Annotated in this window: 18 protein-coding genes; 4 read left to right on the forward strand and 14 right to left on the reverse strand. The window is 65.5% G+C overall.

Annotated features, from left to right (window positions below; genetic code table 11):
• Positions 1–19 precede the first annotated feature (19 nt).
• Complete coding sequence (locus AAC014_RS04935; RefSeq protein WP_339704867.1) at positions 20–823, reverse strand: NTP transferase domain-containing protein; 804 nt, start codon at positions 821–823, stop codon at positions 20–22.
• Positions 824–966: 143 nt separating this feature from the next.
• Here AAC014_RS04935 and AAC014_RS04940 point away from each other — a divergent pair, with 143 nt between their 5' ends.
• On the forward strand, positions 967–1,527 hold the full coding sequence (locus AAC014_RS04940; RefSeq protein ID WP_339704870.1) for a hypothetical protein: 561 nt from the start codon (positions 967–969) through the stop codon (positions 1,525–1,527).
• On the opposite strand, the gene AAC014_RS04945 is transcribed toward AAC014_RS04940, so the two are convergent.
• The 11 genes from AAC014_RS04945 to AAC014_RS04995 form a co-directional block, all read right to left on the reverse strand.
• Positions 1,503–2,213 carry an N-acetylmuramoyl-L-alanine amidase gene (locus AAC014_RS04945; protein ID WP_339704873.1) on the reverse strand — a complete coding sequence of 237 codons (711 nt, stop codon included), beginning with the start codon at positions 2,211–2,213 and terminating at the stop codon, positions 1,503–1,505. The two genes, AAC014_RS04940 and AAC014_RS04945, sit on opposite strands and share 25 nt — an antisense overlap.
• Entirely contained in the window at positions 2,189–3,091 is a 903-nt protein-coding gene (locus AAC014_RS04950; RefSeq protein WP_339704876.1) for a DMT family transporter, read from the reverse strand. Before AAC014_RS04950 ends, AAC014_RS04945 begins: the two co-directional genes overlap by 25 nt.
• A complete protein-coding gene (locus AAC014_RS04955; RefSeq protein WP_339704879.1) occupies positions 3,088–3,795 on the reverse strand; it encodes a DnaJ family molecular chaperone in 708 nt (235 codons plus the stop codon). Before AAC014_RS04955 ends, AAC014_RS04950 begins: the two co-directional genes overlap by 4 nt.
• 42 nt (positions 3,796–3,837) lie before the next feature.
• Entirely contained in the window at positions 3,838–4,689 is an 852-nt protein-coding gene (locus AAC014_RS04960) for a protein-glutamate O-methyltransferase CheR (RefSeq protein WP_339704882.1), read from the reverse strand.
• The gene (cheB, locus tag AAC014_RS04965) at positions 4,686–5,798 is read right to left on the reverse strand and encodes a chemotaxis-specific protein-glutamate methyltransferase CheB (protein ID WP_339704885.1); all 1,113 of its coding nucleotides are present in this window, start codon (positions 5,796–5,798) and stop codon (positions 4,686–4,688) included. Before cheB ends, AAC014_RS04960 begins: the two co-directional genes overlap by 4 nt.
• Positions 5,799–5,818: 20 nt before the next feature.
• A complete protein-coding gene (locus AAC014_RS04970; RefSeq protein WP_339704888.1) occupies positions 5,819–6,184 on the reverse strand; it encodes a response regulator in 366 nt (121 codons plus the stop codon).
• A 62-nt stretch (positions 6,185–6,246) separates the two neighbouring features.
• Positions 6,247–6,684, reverse strand: coding sequence for a chemotaxis protein CheW (locus tag AAC014_RS04975; protein WP_339704891.1), 438 nt, complete (start codon positions 6,682–6,684; stop codon positions 6,247–6,249).
• On the reverse strand, positions 6,681–9,137 hold the full coding sequence (locus AAC014_RS04980) for a chemotaxis protein CheW (RefSeq protein WP_339704894.1): 2,457 nt from the start codon (positions 9,135–9,137) through the stop codon (positions 6,681–6,683). The genes AAC014_RS04975 and AAC014_RS04980 overlap by 4 nt, the downstream gene beginning before the upstream one ends.
• Before the next feature lie 57 nt (positions 9,138–9,194).
• A complete protein-coding gene (locus AAC014_RS04985) occupies positions 9,195–9,830 on the reverse strand; it encodes a histidine phosphotransferase family protein (RefSeq protein ID WP_339704897.1) in 636 nt (211 codons plus the stop codon).
• A 66-nt stretch (positions 9,831–9,896) separates the two neighbouring features.
• Positions 9,897–10,133 carry a cold-shock protein gene (locus tag AAC014_RS04990; protein WP_339704900.1) on the reverse strand — a complete coding sequence of 79 codons (237 nt, stop codon included), beginning with the start codon at positions 10,131–10,133 and terminating at the stop codon, positions 9,897–9,899.
• 10 nt (positions 10,134–10,143) lie between these two features.
• Positions 10,144–10,548, reverse strand: coding sequence for a M67 family metallopeptidase (locus tag AAC014_RS04995; RefSeq protein ID WP_339704903.1), 405 nt, complete (start codon positions 10,546–10,548; stop codon positions 10,144–10,146).
• Positions 10,549–10,565: 17 nt separating this feature from the next.
• Here AAC014_RS04995 and AAC014_RS05000 point away from each other — a divergent pair, with 17 nt between their 5' ends.
• The gene (locus tag AAC014_RS05000; RefSeq protein ID WP_339704905.1) at positions 10,566–11,516 is read left to right on the forward strand and encodes an RluA family pseudouridine synthase; all 951 of its coding nucleotides are present in this window, start codon (positions 10,566–10,568) and stop codon (positions 11,514–11,516) included.
• Positions 11,517–11,575: 59 nt separating this feature from the next.
• A complete protein-coding gene (rpoH, locus tag AAC014_RS05005) occupies positions 11,576–12,484 on the forward strand; it encodes an RNA polymerase sigma factor RpoH (protein WP_339704908.1) in 909 nt (302 codons plus the stop codon).
• Between the two features lie 2 nt (positions 12,485–12,486).
• Here the strand turns inward: rpoH and AAC014_RS05010 are convergent, their stop codons facing one another.
• On the reverse strand, positions 12,487–13,458 hold the full coding sequence (locus AAC014_RS05010; protein WP_339704911.1) for a L,D-transpeptidase: 972 nt from the start codon (positions 13,456–13,458) through the stop codon (positions 12,487–12,489).
• A gap of 101 nt (positions 13,459–13,559) precedes the next feature.
• Between AAC014_RS05010 and mtgA the strand changes: the two genes are divergently transcribed.
• The gene (gene mtgA, locus AAC014_RS05015) at positions 13,560–14,228 is read left to right on the forward strand and encodes a monofunctional biosynthetic peptidoglycan transglycosylase (RefSeq protein WP_243445387.1); all 669 of its coding nucleotides are present in this window, start codon (positions 13,560–13,562) and stop codon (positions 14,226–14,228) included.
• Here mtgA and AAC014_RS05020 read toward each other — a convergent pair.
• A complete protein-coding gene (locus AAC014_RS05020; protein WP_339704919.1) occupies positions 14,225–15,835 on the reverse strand; it encodes an NAD(P)/FAD-dependent oxidoreductase in 1,611 nt (536 codons plus the stop codon). The two genes, mtgA and AAC014_RS05020, sit on opposite strands and share 4 nt — an antisense overlap.
• Between the last annotated feature and the right edge of the window lie 23 nt (positions 15,836–15,858).

The following is a 15,858-nucleotide window of genomic DNA, read 5'->3' on the forward strand; positions in this document are numbered from 1 at the left end:
CAGGATGTGGAATGCCACCTCAGCCACGCGCGGCAAGGATCGCACTCGCGATCGCGTGGTCTTCCACCTTGTCGACATCAATGCACGCTTCCGGCCTTTCGAGCAGCACCGGCGCCGCCGTCACGCCAAGCCGCGCGCCCGCCTTTGCCAGCGCGCCCTCCACGCGCAGCGCGCGCAGCAGATAGCCGAGAAGCAGCACAGGTCCGAATGCACCCGCGATGGCGCGTACCTTCTTCCGCTCGCTTTCCACGCGCTGCCAGAACCGGACGGCGGAAAGCGCCGCGGGCCGCGCGAGGAAGAAGAGGTTCGCGCCGGAATAAGCGCCGCCCCGGAACTTGAGCCATGTGCGCCGCGCGTCGGGATAGGCGCGCGTAAACACCTCTTGCGGCACCAGGCCTACCGCCACGTCGGTGCTGCCCGCCTGCGCACCGGCGACGAAACCGGTCAGCGTCTCGGCATCGAGCAGCACATTGTCCGCTGTCGTCACGAGGAACGGCCAGCCCTCGGGGTGCGCTTCAAGCGCGGCGGCCACCGCCGCACTCACCGAATTTCCGCCTGAAAGTGTGCTGATCCGCGCATCCGCCGCCATCCACACCGTTCCGGGGTGCGCGAGCAGCCGTTCTGGCTCCTGCGCCAGCACAACGGTATGCGCGACGCCCGGGTGATCCGCGAGAACGCGCGCCACGCGGGAGAGCATCGGCTCCCCGGCGACCGCGATCAGCGCCTTGTCCTCCACGCCAAAATGTGCGGCAAGCGGGTCCGTGCCCGGCCGCCTCCCGGCAACGAGGAGCGCCGTAACCTGTGCCTTGTGCTCCGTTTCCAACCCATCCGTCCTTGTCGCAAAATCGCAACACAGCATCCTCGAAGCCGCCTATGATCAAATGCGGGCGAAGTCCATGCTTGGCGCGGACGCCGGTTTAGGAGACAAGGTCACGCCAAGGGGGCGTATGTTCGAGGAAACCGCTCATGCGTCGTTTCGCTGTGCCTGCTTTGCTTCTCCTGCCGCTTCTCACGCTGCCCGCCGCCGCACAAACCGCGCCGGGCGAGAAAGACAAGCCCACCACGAGCCGTGCGCTCGACGCGGCGACGCAGCCCGTTGAGGACGTCAACCTGAAGAAGGACGAGATTCCCCAGGATCTGCTCGATATCCTGGACGATCCCTATTCGCTGAAGGGCATCCGCAAATGCGCCGAGGTCCGCGTGGCGGTCGAAAAGCTTGATGCGGTTCTCGGCCCCGATCTCGATGTCGAGATCGCCGAGGACCGGGGCAAGAAGCGTGCGGACACCGTTCTGCGCCTTTCGGGCAATTTCCTTTCCAATCTGATCCTGCCCTTCCGCGGCATCGTGCGCGAGATATCCGGCAGTGCGGAGAACCAGCGGCGCTACAAGGCAGCAATCGTCACGGGCGTCGCGCGGCGCAGTTTCCTCAAAGGTTATGGCGCTTCGAAAGGCTGCAAGCCCCCAGCAGCGCCGCTGCCGCTCAGCGCCGAAAAGGTGGCAGCTCAGGCGAGCCGCAGCTCATCCTGAGGCGTCGTGAGCAAGAGACCGAGCAGGATCGCGCGCGTCTCGCCGTCCACCACGCCGTCGATATTGGAAGGCCGGAACCGCCGCTGGAACGCAACAATCGCCGCCGGTCCGTCGCTCACGTCGTAACCGTAGCGCTCGAGCGCGAGCACCATGCCCGCGTCTGTCCAGTGCGGGTCGGCGATCGCGTCCGGCACCGCTGCCGCCAGCCCAAGCCGCGCGAGGCGCGGCCAGTCGAAAAGCTCGCCCGGATCGATTTTGCGCGCAGGTGCGATATCGCTGTGGCCGATGACGTTGCCGGGCCGGATGCCGTGCCGCTTCACGATTTCGGCGAGCAGCGGGATCAGCGCGTCCATCTGCGCCTCGGGGAACGGCCGGTAGCCGAATTCGTGGCCGGGGTTGACGATCTCGATGCCGATGCTCGCGGAATTCACGTCACTGATCCCGCGCCAGAACGATTTGCCCGCGTGCCACGCACGCCGCTCCTCATCCACAAGGCGCAGCACATTGCCGTCCTCGGCGATCATGTAGTGCGCCGAAACCTTGGCCTCCGCGTCGGTCAGGCGCTGCAGGGCCGCCGTCGCGGACTGCATCCCCGTGTAGTGCAGCACCACCATCGAAACCGGCAGCGTCCGCGCGTCGTGGTTGGGCGAAGGGCAATCGATCATCGCTTCACCTCGCGCGCCCATTCTTTGACCAACCCCTCGTCCGTCTTCTGCGTCGCGCTCCGCCATGTCACCACGGCGACGCCCATGAAGGTGACGAGCGCACCCATCACGAATTCGAAGCTGATCGGCGTATCATACACCATGATCGCGATGATCGCCGCAATCAGCGGCGTCGGCAAGGTGAGCGGCGCCATCACCGTGACGGGATAGCGCTGCAGCAACCAGCTCATCCCCACATGGCCGACGATCGACGAACCGATCGCTGCATAGAGAAGCCAGCCCCACACATGCGCGTCCGCAGCCGCGACACGGGCCATGCCGCCGGGTTCGAACCAGAGCGCCGCGGCAAGCAGCAGCGGAACGCTCACGAGCGCGAGCCAGGCGTGGATCGTCATCGGATTGACGCCCTGCAGGCGGCGGAACAACAGCGAGCCGACCGCCCACATGAAGGTGGAAAGGATCGTCAGGCCCACACCCAGCCGCTCGTCCCAGATGGCGGGGTCGAAGCCCATGATGACGATGCCGATAAACGAAGCCGCCGTGCCCGCGATGCGGATCCAGCGGATCGTCTCGCCGAGGAAGATCACCGCAAGGATCAGGCTGAACGGCACGCCGAGCTGACCAGCGATCGAAAGCGCCGCGACGTTCTCGGTGAGCGAAAAGCTGAGGCCGCCCAGCCCCATGAAGATCGCGCCGGAAACAACGCCCGCGATCACGATGTCGCGCATCCGCCCCTTCACGATGCGAAGCCACGGCAGCGTCACCAGCAGCACGATCACGTAGCGCAGGAACACGCCGGTCATCGGGCCGAGCGCGTCGATGATCTCCTTCACGGCGACGACATTCATCGCCCAGAGCAGGTCGATGAACAGGATGAAGGCGAGGTGCGCGGGCTTCATGACGACATGATCGTCCGGTACGCCGCATTGATCTCCGCCATGCGCAGGTCGGCGACCCGGATGAACTCGGCGGGCGTCCCTTCCGCGTAATGCCGGTCGGGGTGGTGCCGCTTCACGAGCGCGAGGTAGGCACTGCGTACCGTATCCCGGTCCGCGCCGGGCGCAATGCCGAGCACGACATAGGGGTCATCCGGGTCCGGCGCCACATAGCGCGTCTTGATCCGCGCGAAATCCGCGTCGGTGATGCCGAACTCGCGGCGCACGCGGTCGACATATTCAAGCTCCTCGCGCGTCACCCCGTCCGCCACCGCGATCATCAGCAGCGCCTCGACCAGGTCTTCGAGCACCGGCGATCCGGTGCCGATGATACTCCGCACCTGCCGCGCATAGCTTTCGAAGCCCTCGGTCGATCGCTTGGCGAGGTTGTAGAAGCGTTCGGCATTCGTGCGCTCCGCCGCTTCCACCTGGAACAGCCGCTCGAACACCGCGAACTCGTCCGCCGAGGCATAGCCGTCCGCGCGCGCCATCTTGGCGGAAAGCGCAATCGCGGCGATCGTGAAGGCGACCTGGGCGCGCTCGCCGCGCCCCAGCCGCGCCGCGCCCACGTCGATCGCGTGCCCGGCCGCGAGCCCCGCGAGCGCGCCCAGCGGGCCACCGATGGCGAGACCGACAGCGGTGCCAAGAATCTTGCCCCAGATCGACATGCGCCGCTGTCTAGACGCTGTCGGCGTCGGATGGAACCGCGATCAGACCGCGCGTGCGAAAGCGGGCGGCTGGAGGCCCGCAGGCTGATACAGCCCCCGGTTCTGCCAATCCGGCACGAAGGCGTCGCTCACGCCGAGGACGGTTTCGGCCGCACCCAGCACAAGCCGGCCGTCGGGGCTCAGCTGCCGGTGGATGCGCGTGAGAACGTCCTGCTTGCAGGCGTGCGCGAGGTACATGAGCACGTTGCGGCACAAGATGATATCGAACGGCGCGCCGAGCGCCCAGGGGCCGAGCAGGTTGAGCGTCTGGAAGCGCACCTTGGCGCGGATTTCCGGGCTCACCGCCCAATGTTCGCCACTCTTTTCGAAATGCGCCATCAGGCGGTGAATGCTGAGGCCCCGCTGCACCTCGAACTGTGAATACAGCCCGCTCCGCGCCCGCGCGATCGCGCGGCGGGAGATATCGGTGCCGACGATATCGATCGTCCACCCCTCCCATGTTTCGCGATCCTCGGCGAACAGCATCGCCAACGAATAGGGTTCCTGCCCCGTCGATGCCGCCGCGCTCCAGATGCGGATACGGCGCGAAGCCGCCCGCGCGGCGCGCAGCTGCGGCAGGATGCGCTCCTTCAGCATGTCGAAGGGCTGAATATCGCGGAAAAAGAAAGTCTCGTTGTTGAGCATCGCCTCGACGAGGTCGGTGGCCAGTGCCTCCCCGATCCCAGTGCGAGCCAGGTGCGTCAGAAAGTCGGAAACGGTCACGAAGCCGTGCGCGCGCGCCAGCGGACCCAGCCGCGATTCCACGAGGTAGACCTTGGTCCGTGCCAGCTCGATGCCTGCACGGGCGCGAAGCAGTGACGATAGACAGTCGAATCCGGCGTCGGGCGCCGTCATCGCCCTGCCTCCAGCAGGCAGCCAATCGCCGAGGCGAGCCCGCTTACAGGCAGCATTTCGGCCGCCAGCCCGGCCTTCACCACAGCGCCCGGCATTCCCCAGACGATCGAACTCGCCTGATCCTGCGCGAGCATCGTACCGCCGGCCGCAACCACCGCGCGCGCGCCGTCGAGGCCGTCAGACCCCATGCCGGTCAGCATCACGCCGAGCGTCGCGGCACCCCACACGGCGGCGGCCGTACGCAGCATCGGATTGACCGAGGGGCGGCAGAAGTTCTCGGGCGCTGCATCCGTCAGGCGCAGCCGCACGACACCGCCCGCGCGAACCACCTCCATGTGCCGCCCGCCCGGCGCCACGTAGACGGCACCGGGCCGCACGGGCATCCGGTCCGCCGCCTCGAACGCCTGCACGCCGCCACGCCGCGCCATGTGCTCGGCAAGGATCGCCGTGAACATCGGCGGCATGTGCTGCGTCACGATGATGGGCACGCGCACGGGCTTCGGCAGCTGCTCGATCAACTCGAACAGGGCATTGGGACCGCCCGTCGATGCACCGATGGCAACCACCTGCGGCACCTCGCGCGAAGGTTCCGCCCGTGTGTAGGGCGGCGGCGCTGTGGCGGGCACGCTGCGCGGTGCGACCTTCAGCCTTTCGATCTCGCCGAGCGCCCGCACCTTGCGCACGAACTCTTCGCGAAATTCGGGTCCGGCCGCGGTCGCCCATCCGCTGCGCGGCTTCGCGATCGCGTCGGTCGCGCCAAGGTTCAGTGCCTCAAACGTCACGCGCGCACCGCGGGTCGTCAGCGTAGAGGCCATCAGGATGCGCGCGCCAGGCGCGGCTTCCACGAGCTGCGGCAGCGCCGCAATCCCGTCCATCCCGGGCATTTCGACATCGAGCACGATCACATCGACCGGATGCGCCTTTGCCGCCGCGATGGCAGCGGCGCCGTTGGCTGCGGTGGCAACCACACGGATGGCGGGATCGTCGTGAAGCCACTGCGCCATCAACGCGCGGCTCACACCGGAATCATCCACGAGAAGCACGCGGATCGAAGGCGCGACCGCAGACCGGGCCAATGTCGGTGTGATTGGAGCGGACGCCCTATTCATGGCTCGGGGCCCCGAGTGACCTAGAGCGCGCCGACCTGTGCGAGCTTGGCTTCGATCACGTCCCGGTCGAAGGGCTTCATGATATATTCGTCCGCCCCCGCATCGATCGCGGCGCGGATGTGCGCCATGTCGTTTTCGGTGGTGCAGAAGACGACGAGGGGCCGCTTGCCCTCCTGTTCGGCGCGCAGCACCGAAAGAAATTCCATCCCGCTCATCACGGGCATATTCCAGTCGAGCAGGATCACGTCGGGCATCGCCTGGCGGCACTGTTCAAGCGCATCGCGCCCGTCCGCCGCTTCCTCGGTCGCAAAGCTCAGGTCCTCAAGGATGCGGCGCGCAACCTTGCGGATGACCTTGGAGTCGTCGACTATGAGACACGATTTCATCACAGGCTCTCACACAGAGGATTACGCCAATTGTTTCATGACGGGAAAGTCTTGCATTCGCGTTAAGCAGCGGCCGCAAGGTCGGCATCCATGATCGCCCGAACGCTGGCGAGCACCATCAACACATCCAGTTTCACGATACCGTCCGAAACCTGCTGCCAGCGGCGGTCGAGCGTCGGCGGATTGGGCTCGATCTGGTCGGGATCGACATCGATCACATCGCCGACGTCGTCCACGATCAGGCCATAGGGTTCGCCACGATGTTCGACCACGACGCACATCGATCCGGCCCGGTCCTGCCGAGGCGAAAGGCCGAAGCGCGCACGAAGGTCGATCGCGGTGACGATGCGGCCGCGCAGGTTCATCACGCCGGCGATCCAGCGCGGCGCCAGCGGCACCGGGCTCACCGCGCCCAGCCGGATCACGTCCTGCACCTGCGCGACATCGATGCCGAGCAGTTGCCCGCCGAGCACGACGGAAACGAGCTTCGCCGGGATCATGCGGCTTCTCCCTTGAGCTGGCGGGCGACCGCATCGAGCAGTCGCGACCGGTCGAACTTGGCGACGTACTGGTCGAAGCCCGCGGCCTCGCCCTGCCGAACGTGCTCCTCGCCCGCGAGCGAAGAGAGCGCCACGAGCGGCGTTTCTCGCCAGCGTTCGTCGCCGCGCACGGCACGCGCGAAATCGACGCCCGAAAGGCCGGGCATTTCAATATCGGAAAGGATGAGGTCGAAACATTCGCCGGTCTCACGCAGCGCCAGCGCCTCGTCCGCGCTCGCCGCTGTCATCGCGTGGTAGCCGGCCGAAGCCAGCAGCGGCTTCAGCATGTTGCGGAAGAAGGCGCTGTCGTCGACGATCAGCACGCGGCGGCCACCCGTGGCCTCGGCGGGGGCAGCAGCGCTGCCCGTCCGCGAAAGATAGTACGCGACATCAAGAATTTCCGTTGCCCGGCCCGCGATAACGGCCGTGCCTATCCGCGCCGGATGATCGCTCGTCATGCAGATGTCGATATGCGTGTCGACGATATCGAGCACCTCGTCGACCATCAGCGCCACGATGGTGGTGCCGTCGTCAAAGATCAGCGCGGGCTGGCGGCCTTCCGGACGCGGCGTCAACGTACCGTCGGCCGTGAGCAGCGGCACGAGCACATCGCGGTATTGCACGACCGGGCGACCTTCGCTCCATTCGACGGCAGCGGCCTCGAACTCCTCGAGCCGCGCAACGAGCGAGAGCGGCACAGCCTTGGGATGCGGGCTGCCCGCGCGGAACAGCAGCATCGCCTCGGTTTCCTGAGCGACCTCGCGTATGGGCGCTTCAAGCGTGTCGCTGACATCGCTTTCTCCAGCGATTCCAAGGCTTGCAGCGATTCCGTTCGCATCGAGGATCATGATCACGACGCCGTCGCCCAGAATGGCGTTCCCCGAATAGACGCTCAGCGTCTTCAGGATCGGCGCCACCGGCTTCACCACGACCTCCTCGGTATCGAAGATGTTGTCGACGATCAGCCCGAAGCTGATGTTCCCGGCGCGCGCGATCAGCACATAGTCACCCCCGCCGCGGCCATTGCCGATGCCGAGCAGCGTGCCGAGGTGGATCAGCGGCAGCAGTCGGCCGCGCAGGCGCATCACCGCGGCGTTGTTCACATATTCGATGACATGCTCGCTGTTCGCGCCCACACGGACCAGCTCGACAACCGACATCTGTGGCATCGCGAAGCGCTGGCCGCCCGATGCCACGATCAGCGCGGGCAGGATCGCGAGCGTCAGCGGAATGCGGATCGTGAACTGCGTGCCTTTGCCCGCCGTCGATTCGATGTCGATCGCCCCGCCGATTTTCTCGATGTTCGCGCGCACCACGTCCATGCCGACGCCGCGCCCGGATACGGATGTCACCTGCTCGGCGGTCGAAAGCCCCGGGTGGAACACCAGCCGCTGCGCCTGCTGCGCGGAAAGCTGTGCCGCGTCGATTTCCGTCACGAGGCGGAGAGCAACGGCCTTCGCCTTCAGCCGGGCGACATCGATGCCGCGCCCGTCGTCGGCGAGCGTGATGACGATGTGCCCGCCTTCCTGTGCTGCCTTCAGCACGACGCGGCCGCGCGCGTCCTTGCCGGCGGCCTTGCGCTGCTCGGCCGCCTCGATGCCATGGTCGGCCGCGTTCCGCACCATGTGCGCGAGGGGGTCCTTGATGAGTTCAAGCAGTTGCCGGTCGAGTTCGGTTTCGCCGCCGTGCATCTCGAGTTCGATCGGCTTGCCGAGTTCGACCGAAAGGCTCCGCACCAGTCGTGGCAGCGCGCTCCATGCGTTGCTGATCGGCTGCATACGCGTGCGCATCACGCTTTCCTGCAGCTCGCCGACCTGCGCCGACAGCCGCTGCAGAGGCACCGCGAGGCGGTCGTCCTTCAGCGTCCGCAGGTGCTGCAGCAGTTCATTGCGCGTCAGCACCAGCTCCGAAACCGTCGTCATCAGCTGTTCGAGCAGCGCGACCGACACGCGGATCGACTGGATACCCCGGCCCGTACCCGCTTCGGGCTCCGCCGCATTCACCGTCTCGGGGATCATCTCCACTTTCGGCGCTTCGGGGGCCGCGATCGCGGCGTTCAGGCGCGCGATCTGGTCCTCGTCGTCTCCGGCCGGTTCCTTGCCCGACGCCTCAAGCGCCGCGAGAATCACCTTGATGCCGTCGATCGCGGACAGCGTCTCGCTCACCACGGCGGGGGTCACTTGGGCCTGCCCATCGCGGACTTTGCCGAGCACGGTTTCGGCGGCGTGCGCCAGCCGCTCAAGGCGCGGCAAATTCAGAAAGCCGCATGTGCCCTTGATGGTATGCACCAGCCTGAAGATGTTGTTGAGCACGTCGCGGTTGCCGGGATCGCGCTCGAACAGCACGATCTCATTGTCCACGGTTTGCAGATTTTCGGCGGTTTCGGCCAGAAAATCGCCAAGCAACTCGTCCATGTTCCATCCCGGTCTATGCGCGCCGCGCCACCTTGACCGGAAGTGGTTAATGCCGCGCTAAACGGAGATCCGCGTCCCGAATACGAGAACGCCTTCGTCGGGCTCGGAAATCTGCAGGCTGCTGCCGGTTTCCTGGAGCAGCAGATGAACCAGATAGGCCGCCGCCGCGCGGGGCGTAAGCTGCGCGACGTCGGTTTCGCCGCCAAGCGCGGTCCGAAGCTCGGGATCAAGCAGCATCCGCGGGCCTTCCGCACGCACCGCGAGTTCGACACCGTCGCCTGTCTGCTCGGCCGCGACACGAAGCTCGCCGCCCCGCAGCAGCGCATCTCCGGCGATCATGGCGAGATTGAGCAGAAGCTTCACCGCGTCCTTGGGCAGCGCCGGGTTGCCGATCATCCACTGCACCGCCACGCGGCGTTCCGCGCCGAACAGCCCTTCGAGCGCGGCCTGTGCCTCACGCGTGTCGACCTGGTCGCCGAAGCCGCCCGCCGCACCGAATGCGAGCCGGAAGAACTTCAGCTTGTTCGCGGTCTGCCGCGCGCTGTCGGAGAGCAATTCCATGCAGCGCGCGCGCATTTCGGGATCGTGCTCATCGACCAGCAGCTCGACGCCGTTGTAAAGCGCGCCCACAGGCCCGACGAGATCATGGCAAAGCCGAGAGCACAGCAGGCTCGCAAAATCGGCCGAATTCATCTTATTTGCCGCTCCCTCCGGGGTCTTTCTTCCCGCCTAATCGGTCGCAGTCGCCCGCGCAAGCGCTCAAAGCGCGGCGGATTCGTCCGAAGAGGGCTCGATAATCCGCACGCCCATCGCCGATGTTCGACCGTCCGCAAGTTGTGTCAGCTCGAATTCCACATGCTGACCGTCCTCAAGCGACGTGATGTTCGATTGATGCAGAGCCGAAACATGTACGAATACATCGCGCGTGCCGACGTCAGGCCGGATGAAACCGAAGCCTTTCTTCCGATTGAACCATTTGACTTCCCCGCGCGCCACCGCCTGCCCCTCAGATTATTGTGATGCCTACCGTTTCGAACCGCCCGTGTATGGGGCCGTTTGCGACGACACGGTAGGCTTTTTCGCCGTGCTGACCAAGGATGAGCCAGACCCACCCCGCATCGAGCGCCCGCTCCGCGTCGAGCCGCGAGGGGAACGCCGGTGCATCCGGGTGCGAATGGTAGCAGCCGAGCATGGGCAGCCCCCCGCTCCGTGCACCGCGATGCGCCGCGAACAGTGCAGCAGGATCGATCTCGAAGTGCCGCAGCCGTTCGTCCGCGACATTTTCGGCCGCAACACTGCTTTCGACCGCGCCATCGCGCCCCAGCAACAGCCCGCAGGCTTCTTCAGGTGCCCGCGCTGCGCAATCGGCGCGAATTTCCGCAAGCGTCTGCCTTGCAATTCGAAACATCATGCCAACATCGCTATCCAATGAGCGGGGGCAAGTCGAACATAAGCGTCATTCTTCCGGCCGATGCCGCCGGGCAGCGGCTCGACCGTGCGCTCGCCGATGCCGTGCCGAGCCTTTCGCGCGAACGGCTGAAGGCATTGATGCTTGAAGGCGCGGTCACGGTCGCGGGCAAGCGCCCTACCCCTTCCCTGCGTGTCGTCGGCGGCGAAAAGGTTAGCGTCTCGGTTCCCGAAGCCGCGCCCGCCACCGCGCAGGCCCAGCAGATCCCCCTCACCATCGTCTATGAAGACGCCGACCTCATCATCGTCGACAAGCCCGCCGGCCTCGTCGTCCACCCGGCGGCGGGCAACCTGGACGGCACGCTGGTCAACGCCCTCCTCCACCACTGCGCGGGGCAGCTTTCGGGCATCGGCGGCGTCGCGCGCCCCGGCATCGTCCACCGCATCGACAAAGACACCTCCGGGCTGCTCGTGGTCGCCAAGACCGACCTCGCTCACGAAGGCCTCGCCAAACAGTTCGCCACGCACAGCATCGGTCGTCGCTATCTCGCCGTCGTCGCTGGTCGACCCTCACCCCCCGCCGGTCGAATCGAAGGTGCGATCGGCCGCCATCCCGTGCACCGGAAAAAAATGGACATTGTTTCCCCCGGCAAGGGCAAGCACGCGGTCACGCACTACCGCACGCTCCAACCCTTGAAGGATGCCGCGCTCGTCGAATGCCGCCTCGAAACGGGCCGCACGCATCAGGTGCGCGTTCATATGGCGTCAAGCGGACATCCGTTATTGGGAGATCCACTCTATGGCCGCGCACGCGCAAGTCACCGCGATATCCTCAAATCGCTCGGGTTCGGCAGGCAGGCGCTCCATGCCCGCTCGCTGCAACTTGTGCATCCGCGCACCCAAGAAAATCTCGCTTTTGAAAGCCCCGTCCCGTCTGATATTCAGGAACTCATAGAGGCGCTTGCCGTTTGAATCGTGCGCGCCTCCGAAAATTTTCCGCAGAAACCCTGCCGCCACCGAAAGTCTCGATCATGGCCGAAGCCAAACTCCCAGCCACCATTCCCGCCCTTGGCGGCGAAGCCTCGCTGAACCGCTATCTCTCGGAAATCCGCAAGTTTCCGCTGCTTGCGCCGGAAGAAGAGTTCATGCTGGCGAAGCGCTGGCGCGAGCATCAGGATACCGACGCCGCACACCGGCTGGTGACGAGCCACCTCCGCCTCGTCTCCAAGATCGCCATGGGCTATCGCGGCTACGGCCTGCCGGTCAGCGAGCTGATCGCGGAGGGCAACATCGGCCTGATGCAGGGCGTGAAGAAGTTCGAGCCCGACAAAGGCTTCCGCCTCGCCACTTACGCGATGTGGTGGATCAGAGCCTCCATCCAGGAGTTCATCCTCCGTTCGTGGAGCCTGGTGAAGATCGGCACCACGGCGGCGCAGAAGAAGCTGTTCTTCAACCTCCGCCGCATGAAAAGCCAGATCGGCGCGCTGGAGGAAGGCGACCTCAGGCCCGAAGTCGTCGAAAAGATCGCACACGACCTCAACGTGACGGCCGACGAGGTCATCTCGATGAACCGCCGCATGGCGATGGGCGGCGACGCCAGCCTGAACGCGCCGCTCCGCGCCGATACCGACGGCGATGGTCAGTGGCAGGACTGGCTAACCGACGAAGGCCCGATCCAGGACGAAATCGTCGCCGAACGCGAGGAAAGCAGCCTCCGCGCTGCGCTGCTCGCCGAAGCGATGGCGGTGCTCAATGAGCGCGAGCGTCATATCCTCACCGAACGCCGCCTCGCCGAGGAGCCGAAAACGCTCGAAGAACTCAGCCAGGAATACGACATCAGCCGAGAGCGCGTGCGGCAGATCGAAGTCCGGGCCTTCGAAAAGCTGCAAAAGGCGATCCACAAGCTCGCGACCGAGCGTCACCTGCTCGAAGACGCGTGAAACTACTCGGGCTGGCCTGAATCCTTAATGACGGTGAGCGTCCTCCCGGTCTTGGACCGCACAATGGGGTCGTCCGTTCCATAAATCGTGGTGCCGGGCACCAATACCGAGCGCACGTCGAGGCGAAACTGGCGCGGCATCCCGATGCTGGCGAACTGCGCGCGATCGAACGGCGTGCCGCTCACGTCACCTGAACCCGGAAGTTCGATATATTGCCAGCGTTCGACCCCGTTTTCGACCGCAGCAAGTGTGATGGCGTGCGTGCCGATAGCGCCCTCGGGGAAGCGCACCTTCGATCGGCCGATTTCTTTGCCGTTGCGCAACACCACGATCTGGCTGTCCGCGCGGCTGACAAGGATTGTGACGGGGCCTTCGGGAGACTTCTCTGGCTGCCAGCGGTAGCGCATGTTTTCAAGATCCGTCGAATCCGCCGGGTCTAGCGGCAGGAACATGCCGGCGTCGCGTATATAGGCGGTGTCCGTCTTCTCGTCCGCGATGATCACCGTCATGCCGAGGCTGGTCGCGCCGTAGAGCTTCTGCGCGAAGGCGAGCGGCATCCGGATGCAGCCGTGCGAGGCCGGATAGCCCGGCAGGTTGCCGGCGTGGAGCGCGATCCCGTCCCACGTCAGGCGTTGCATGTAGGGCATTGGCGCGTTGTTGTAGAGGTTGGAGTAATGCTCCTTCTTCTTCTGAAGGATCGTGAAGATGCCTGTGGGCGTCGCCTTGCCCTTCTTGCCCGTAGAGACAGTGGTGACACCGATCCGTACGCCATTCCGGTAAAGTTGGGCGCGCTGCGTCGAAAGGTTGACGATCAGCATGGAAGGGCCTTCGGGCGCCACAGCGTCATACCACACCCACTCGCCCGGCTTCAGCGCCTCCACAGGCGTCGAGATCGGCATCGACTCCTTCGCGCCCTGCGCTGCCGCGGGCACCGCAAGGACGAGAGCAAGCGCCGTGAGCAACGGATAACGCATCAAATTCTCCCGAATCTCTCAGCGCACCGTTGCAGCACAAATGCTCCGCACGCTAGAGACGATCCGTGGCTAGAGGGGCAAGACGGGGCAAATCATCGTGGGTGGTCCGGTTCATCGTCCGGCCGCTGCTCATTTTGATTGCCTTCACCCTTCTGTGGGTGCTGCTCTACCGCTTCGTACCGGTGCCGTTCACCGTGCCGATGGCGAAGGACTTCATCGCCGGTAAGGACGTGAGGCGCGACTGGACGTCGTTTTCGAACATCGATCCCGATCTCCCGCGCGCCGTCATCGCGGGCGAAGACGGCAAGTTCTGCTCGCACTTCGGCTTTGATACCGAGGCGATCAGCAAGGCGATGGAGGCGAACGCCGAAGGCCGCAAGCTGCGCGGCGGCTCCACGGTCAGCCAGCAGGTCGCGAAGAATGCCTTCCTGTGGCCGGGCCGTTCTTGGTTGCGCAAGGGGCTGGAGGCCTATTTCACCGTCCTCATCGAGTTGATGTGGGACAAGAAGCGGATCATGGAAGTCTATCTGAATGTTGCTGAATTTGGCATCGGCGTCTACGGCGCCGAAGCGGCGGCTCAGCATTATTTCGACAAGAGCGCAAAGTCGCTGACACGGCGCGAGGCCGCGCGGCTCGTCGCCGTGCTCCCCTCGCCCATCAAGCGCGACGCCCGCAACCCGCGCGGCTACACCGCCCGCTATGCGAAGCGTATCGAGCGGTGGACGCGGGTGGTCGATAATGAAGGGTTCGATGCCTGTCTTGGGCTTTAGGCCCGCCTGAGCAATTTGCCGAGGAACGTCGCGTCCGCCAGAATTTCGTGCGCCGCATTGTGTCCCGGCGCGCCGGTCACGCCGCCGCCCGGATGCGTGCCCGCGCCGCACATGTAGAGGCCTTTCAGCGGACCCCGATAGGCGCCGTGCCCCAGCATCGGCCGCGCCGACCACAACTGGTCGAGCGACATGTTGCCGTGCATGATGTCGCCGCCGACGAGCCCGAATTTGCGCTCCAGATCGAGCGGCGAGTGGATCTGCCGCGCGATCACCGAAGCTTTGAAGCCCGGCGCATAAGCCTCCACCGTATCGACGATCACGTCCGCCGCCGTCTCACGCTCGTCATCCCAGCTGCGCCCGTCCGGCAGCTCGGGTGCGAACTGCTGGCAGAACAGGCTGGCGACATGCTGCCCCGCCGGTGCGAGGCTGTCGTCGACGATCGACGGGATCAGCATCTCGACGATCGGCCTCTTCGACATGCCGAACTGCTTGGCGTCGAGAAAGGCCCGGTCCATGTAATCAAGCGTCGGTGCGATGATGATGCCGCTCTGCAGATGCTCGCCCGGCTCGGGCAAGCTCGTGAAGCGTGGCAGCTCCGAAAGCGCCACGTTCATGCGGAACGTGCCTGACCCGGTCTTGAAGGCGCGGATGCGGCGCAGGAAATCTGCCGGCAGATCGGCCGCGTCGATCATCCGGTCATACAGCAGGCGCGGGCCCACGTTGGCGATCACGCGCTCCGCCGCGATCTCTTCGCCGCCCGAAAGCCGCACGCCGACCGCCTTGCCGCCGTCCACGAGCACCTTGTCGACCGGGCTCTCCAGACTGATCTCGACGCCGAGGTCGCGGCACACCTTCGCCATGATCTCGGTGATCTTGCCCATACCGCCGATGCTGTGGCCCCACGCGCCCTTCTTGCCGTTCACCTCGCCGAATACGTGATGGAGCAGCACATAGGCCGAACCCGGCGTGTCGGGGCTCGCGTAATTGCCGACCACCGCGTCGAAGCCGAACGCCGCCTTCACCGCTTCGCTCTCGAACCAGCTGTCGAGGAAGGTGCGCGCCGATTTCACGAACAGGTCGAGCACGTCGCGCTGCTTCTCTATCGGCAGTCCGGCGAGGCGGCGCCCCTGCCGCGCGGCATCGATCAGCGTCTTCACGCCGTCACCGACGTTGGGCGGCGCCTTCAGCGACAGGTCGCGCAGCACGTCGGCCACCGTTTCCAGCGCGTCGTAATATTGCGGCAGCACGTCCGCGTCGCGATTGGAGAACTTGCGAAACTCCGCCTGCGTGCGCTCCAGCCCGCCGCCGAGCATCAGGTAGCGGCCGTCGTCCTGCGGCAGGAAGTTGGAAACCGGCCGCTCGATCACGCGGTAACCGTGGTCCGCAAGCCGCATGTCGGCGATCACCTTGGGATTAAGCAGGCTCACCGTGTAGCTCGCCACCGAATTGCGGAAGCCCGGGTGGAACTCCTCGGTAACGGCGGCACCGCCGATCACATCGCGGCGTTCGAGCATACGCACCTTCAGGCCCGCCCGCGCGAGATAGAAGGCGCAAACAAGGCCGTTGTGGCCGCCGCCGATGATCACGGCGTCATAGCGTTTGGTCATGACAGCACCCCTGTATTTTTTGT

The organism is uncultured Sphingosinicella sp., from assembly GCF_963974575.1.
Lineage (GTDB): Bacteria > Pseudomonadota > Alphaproteobacteria > Sphingomonadales > Sphingomonadaceae > Sphingosinicella.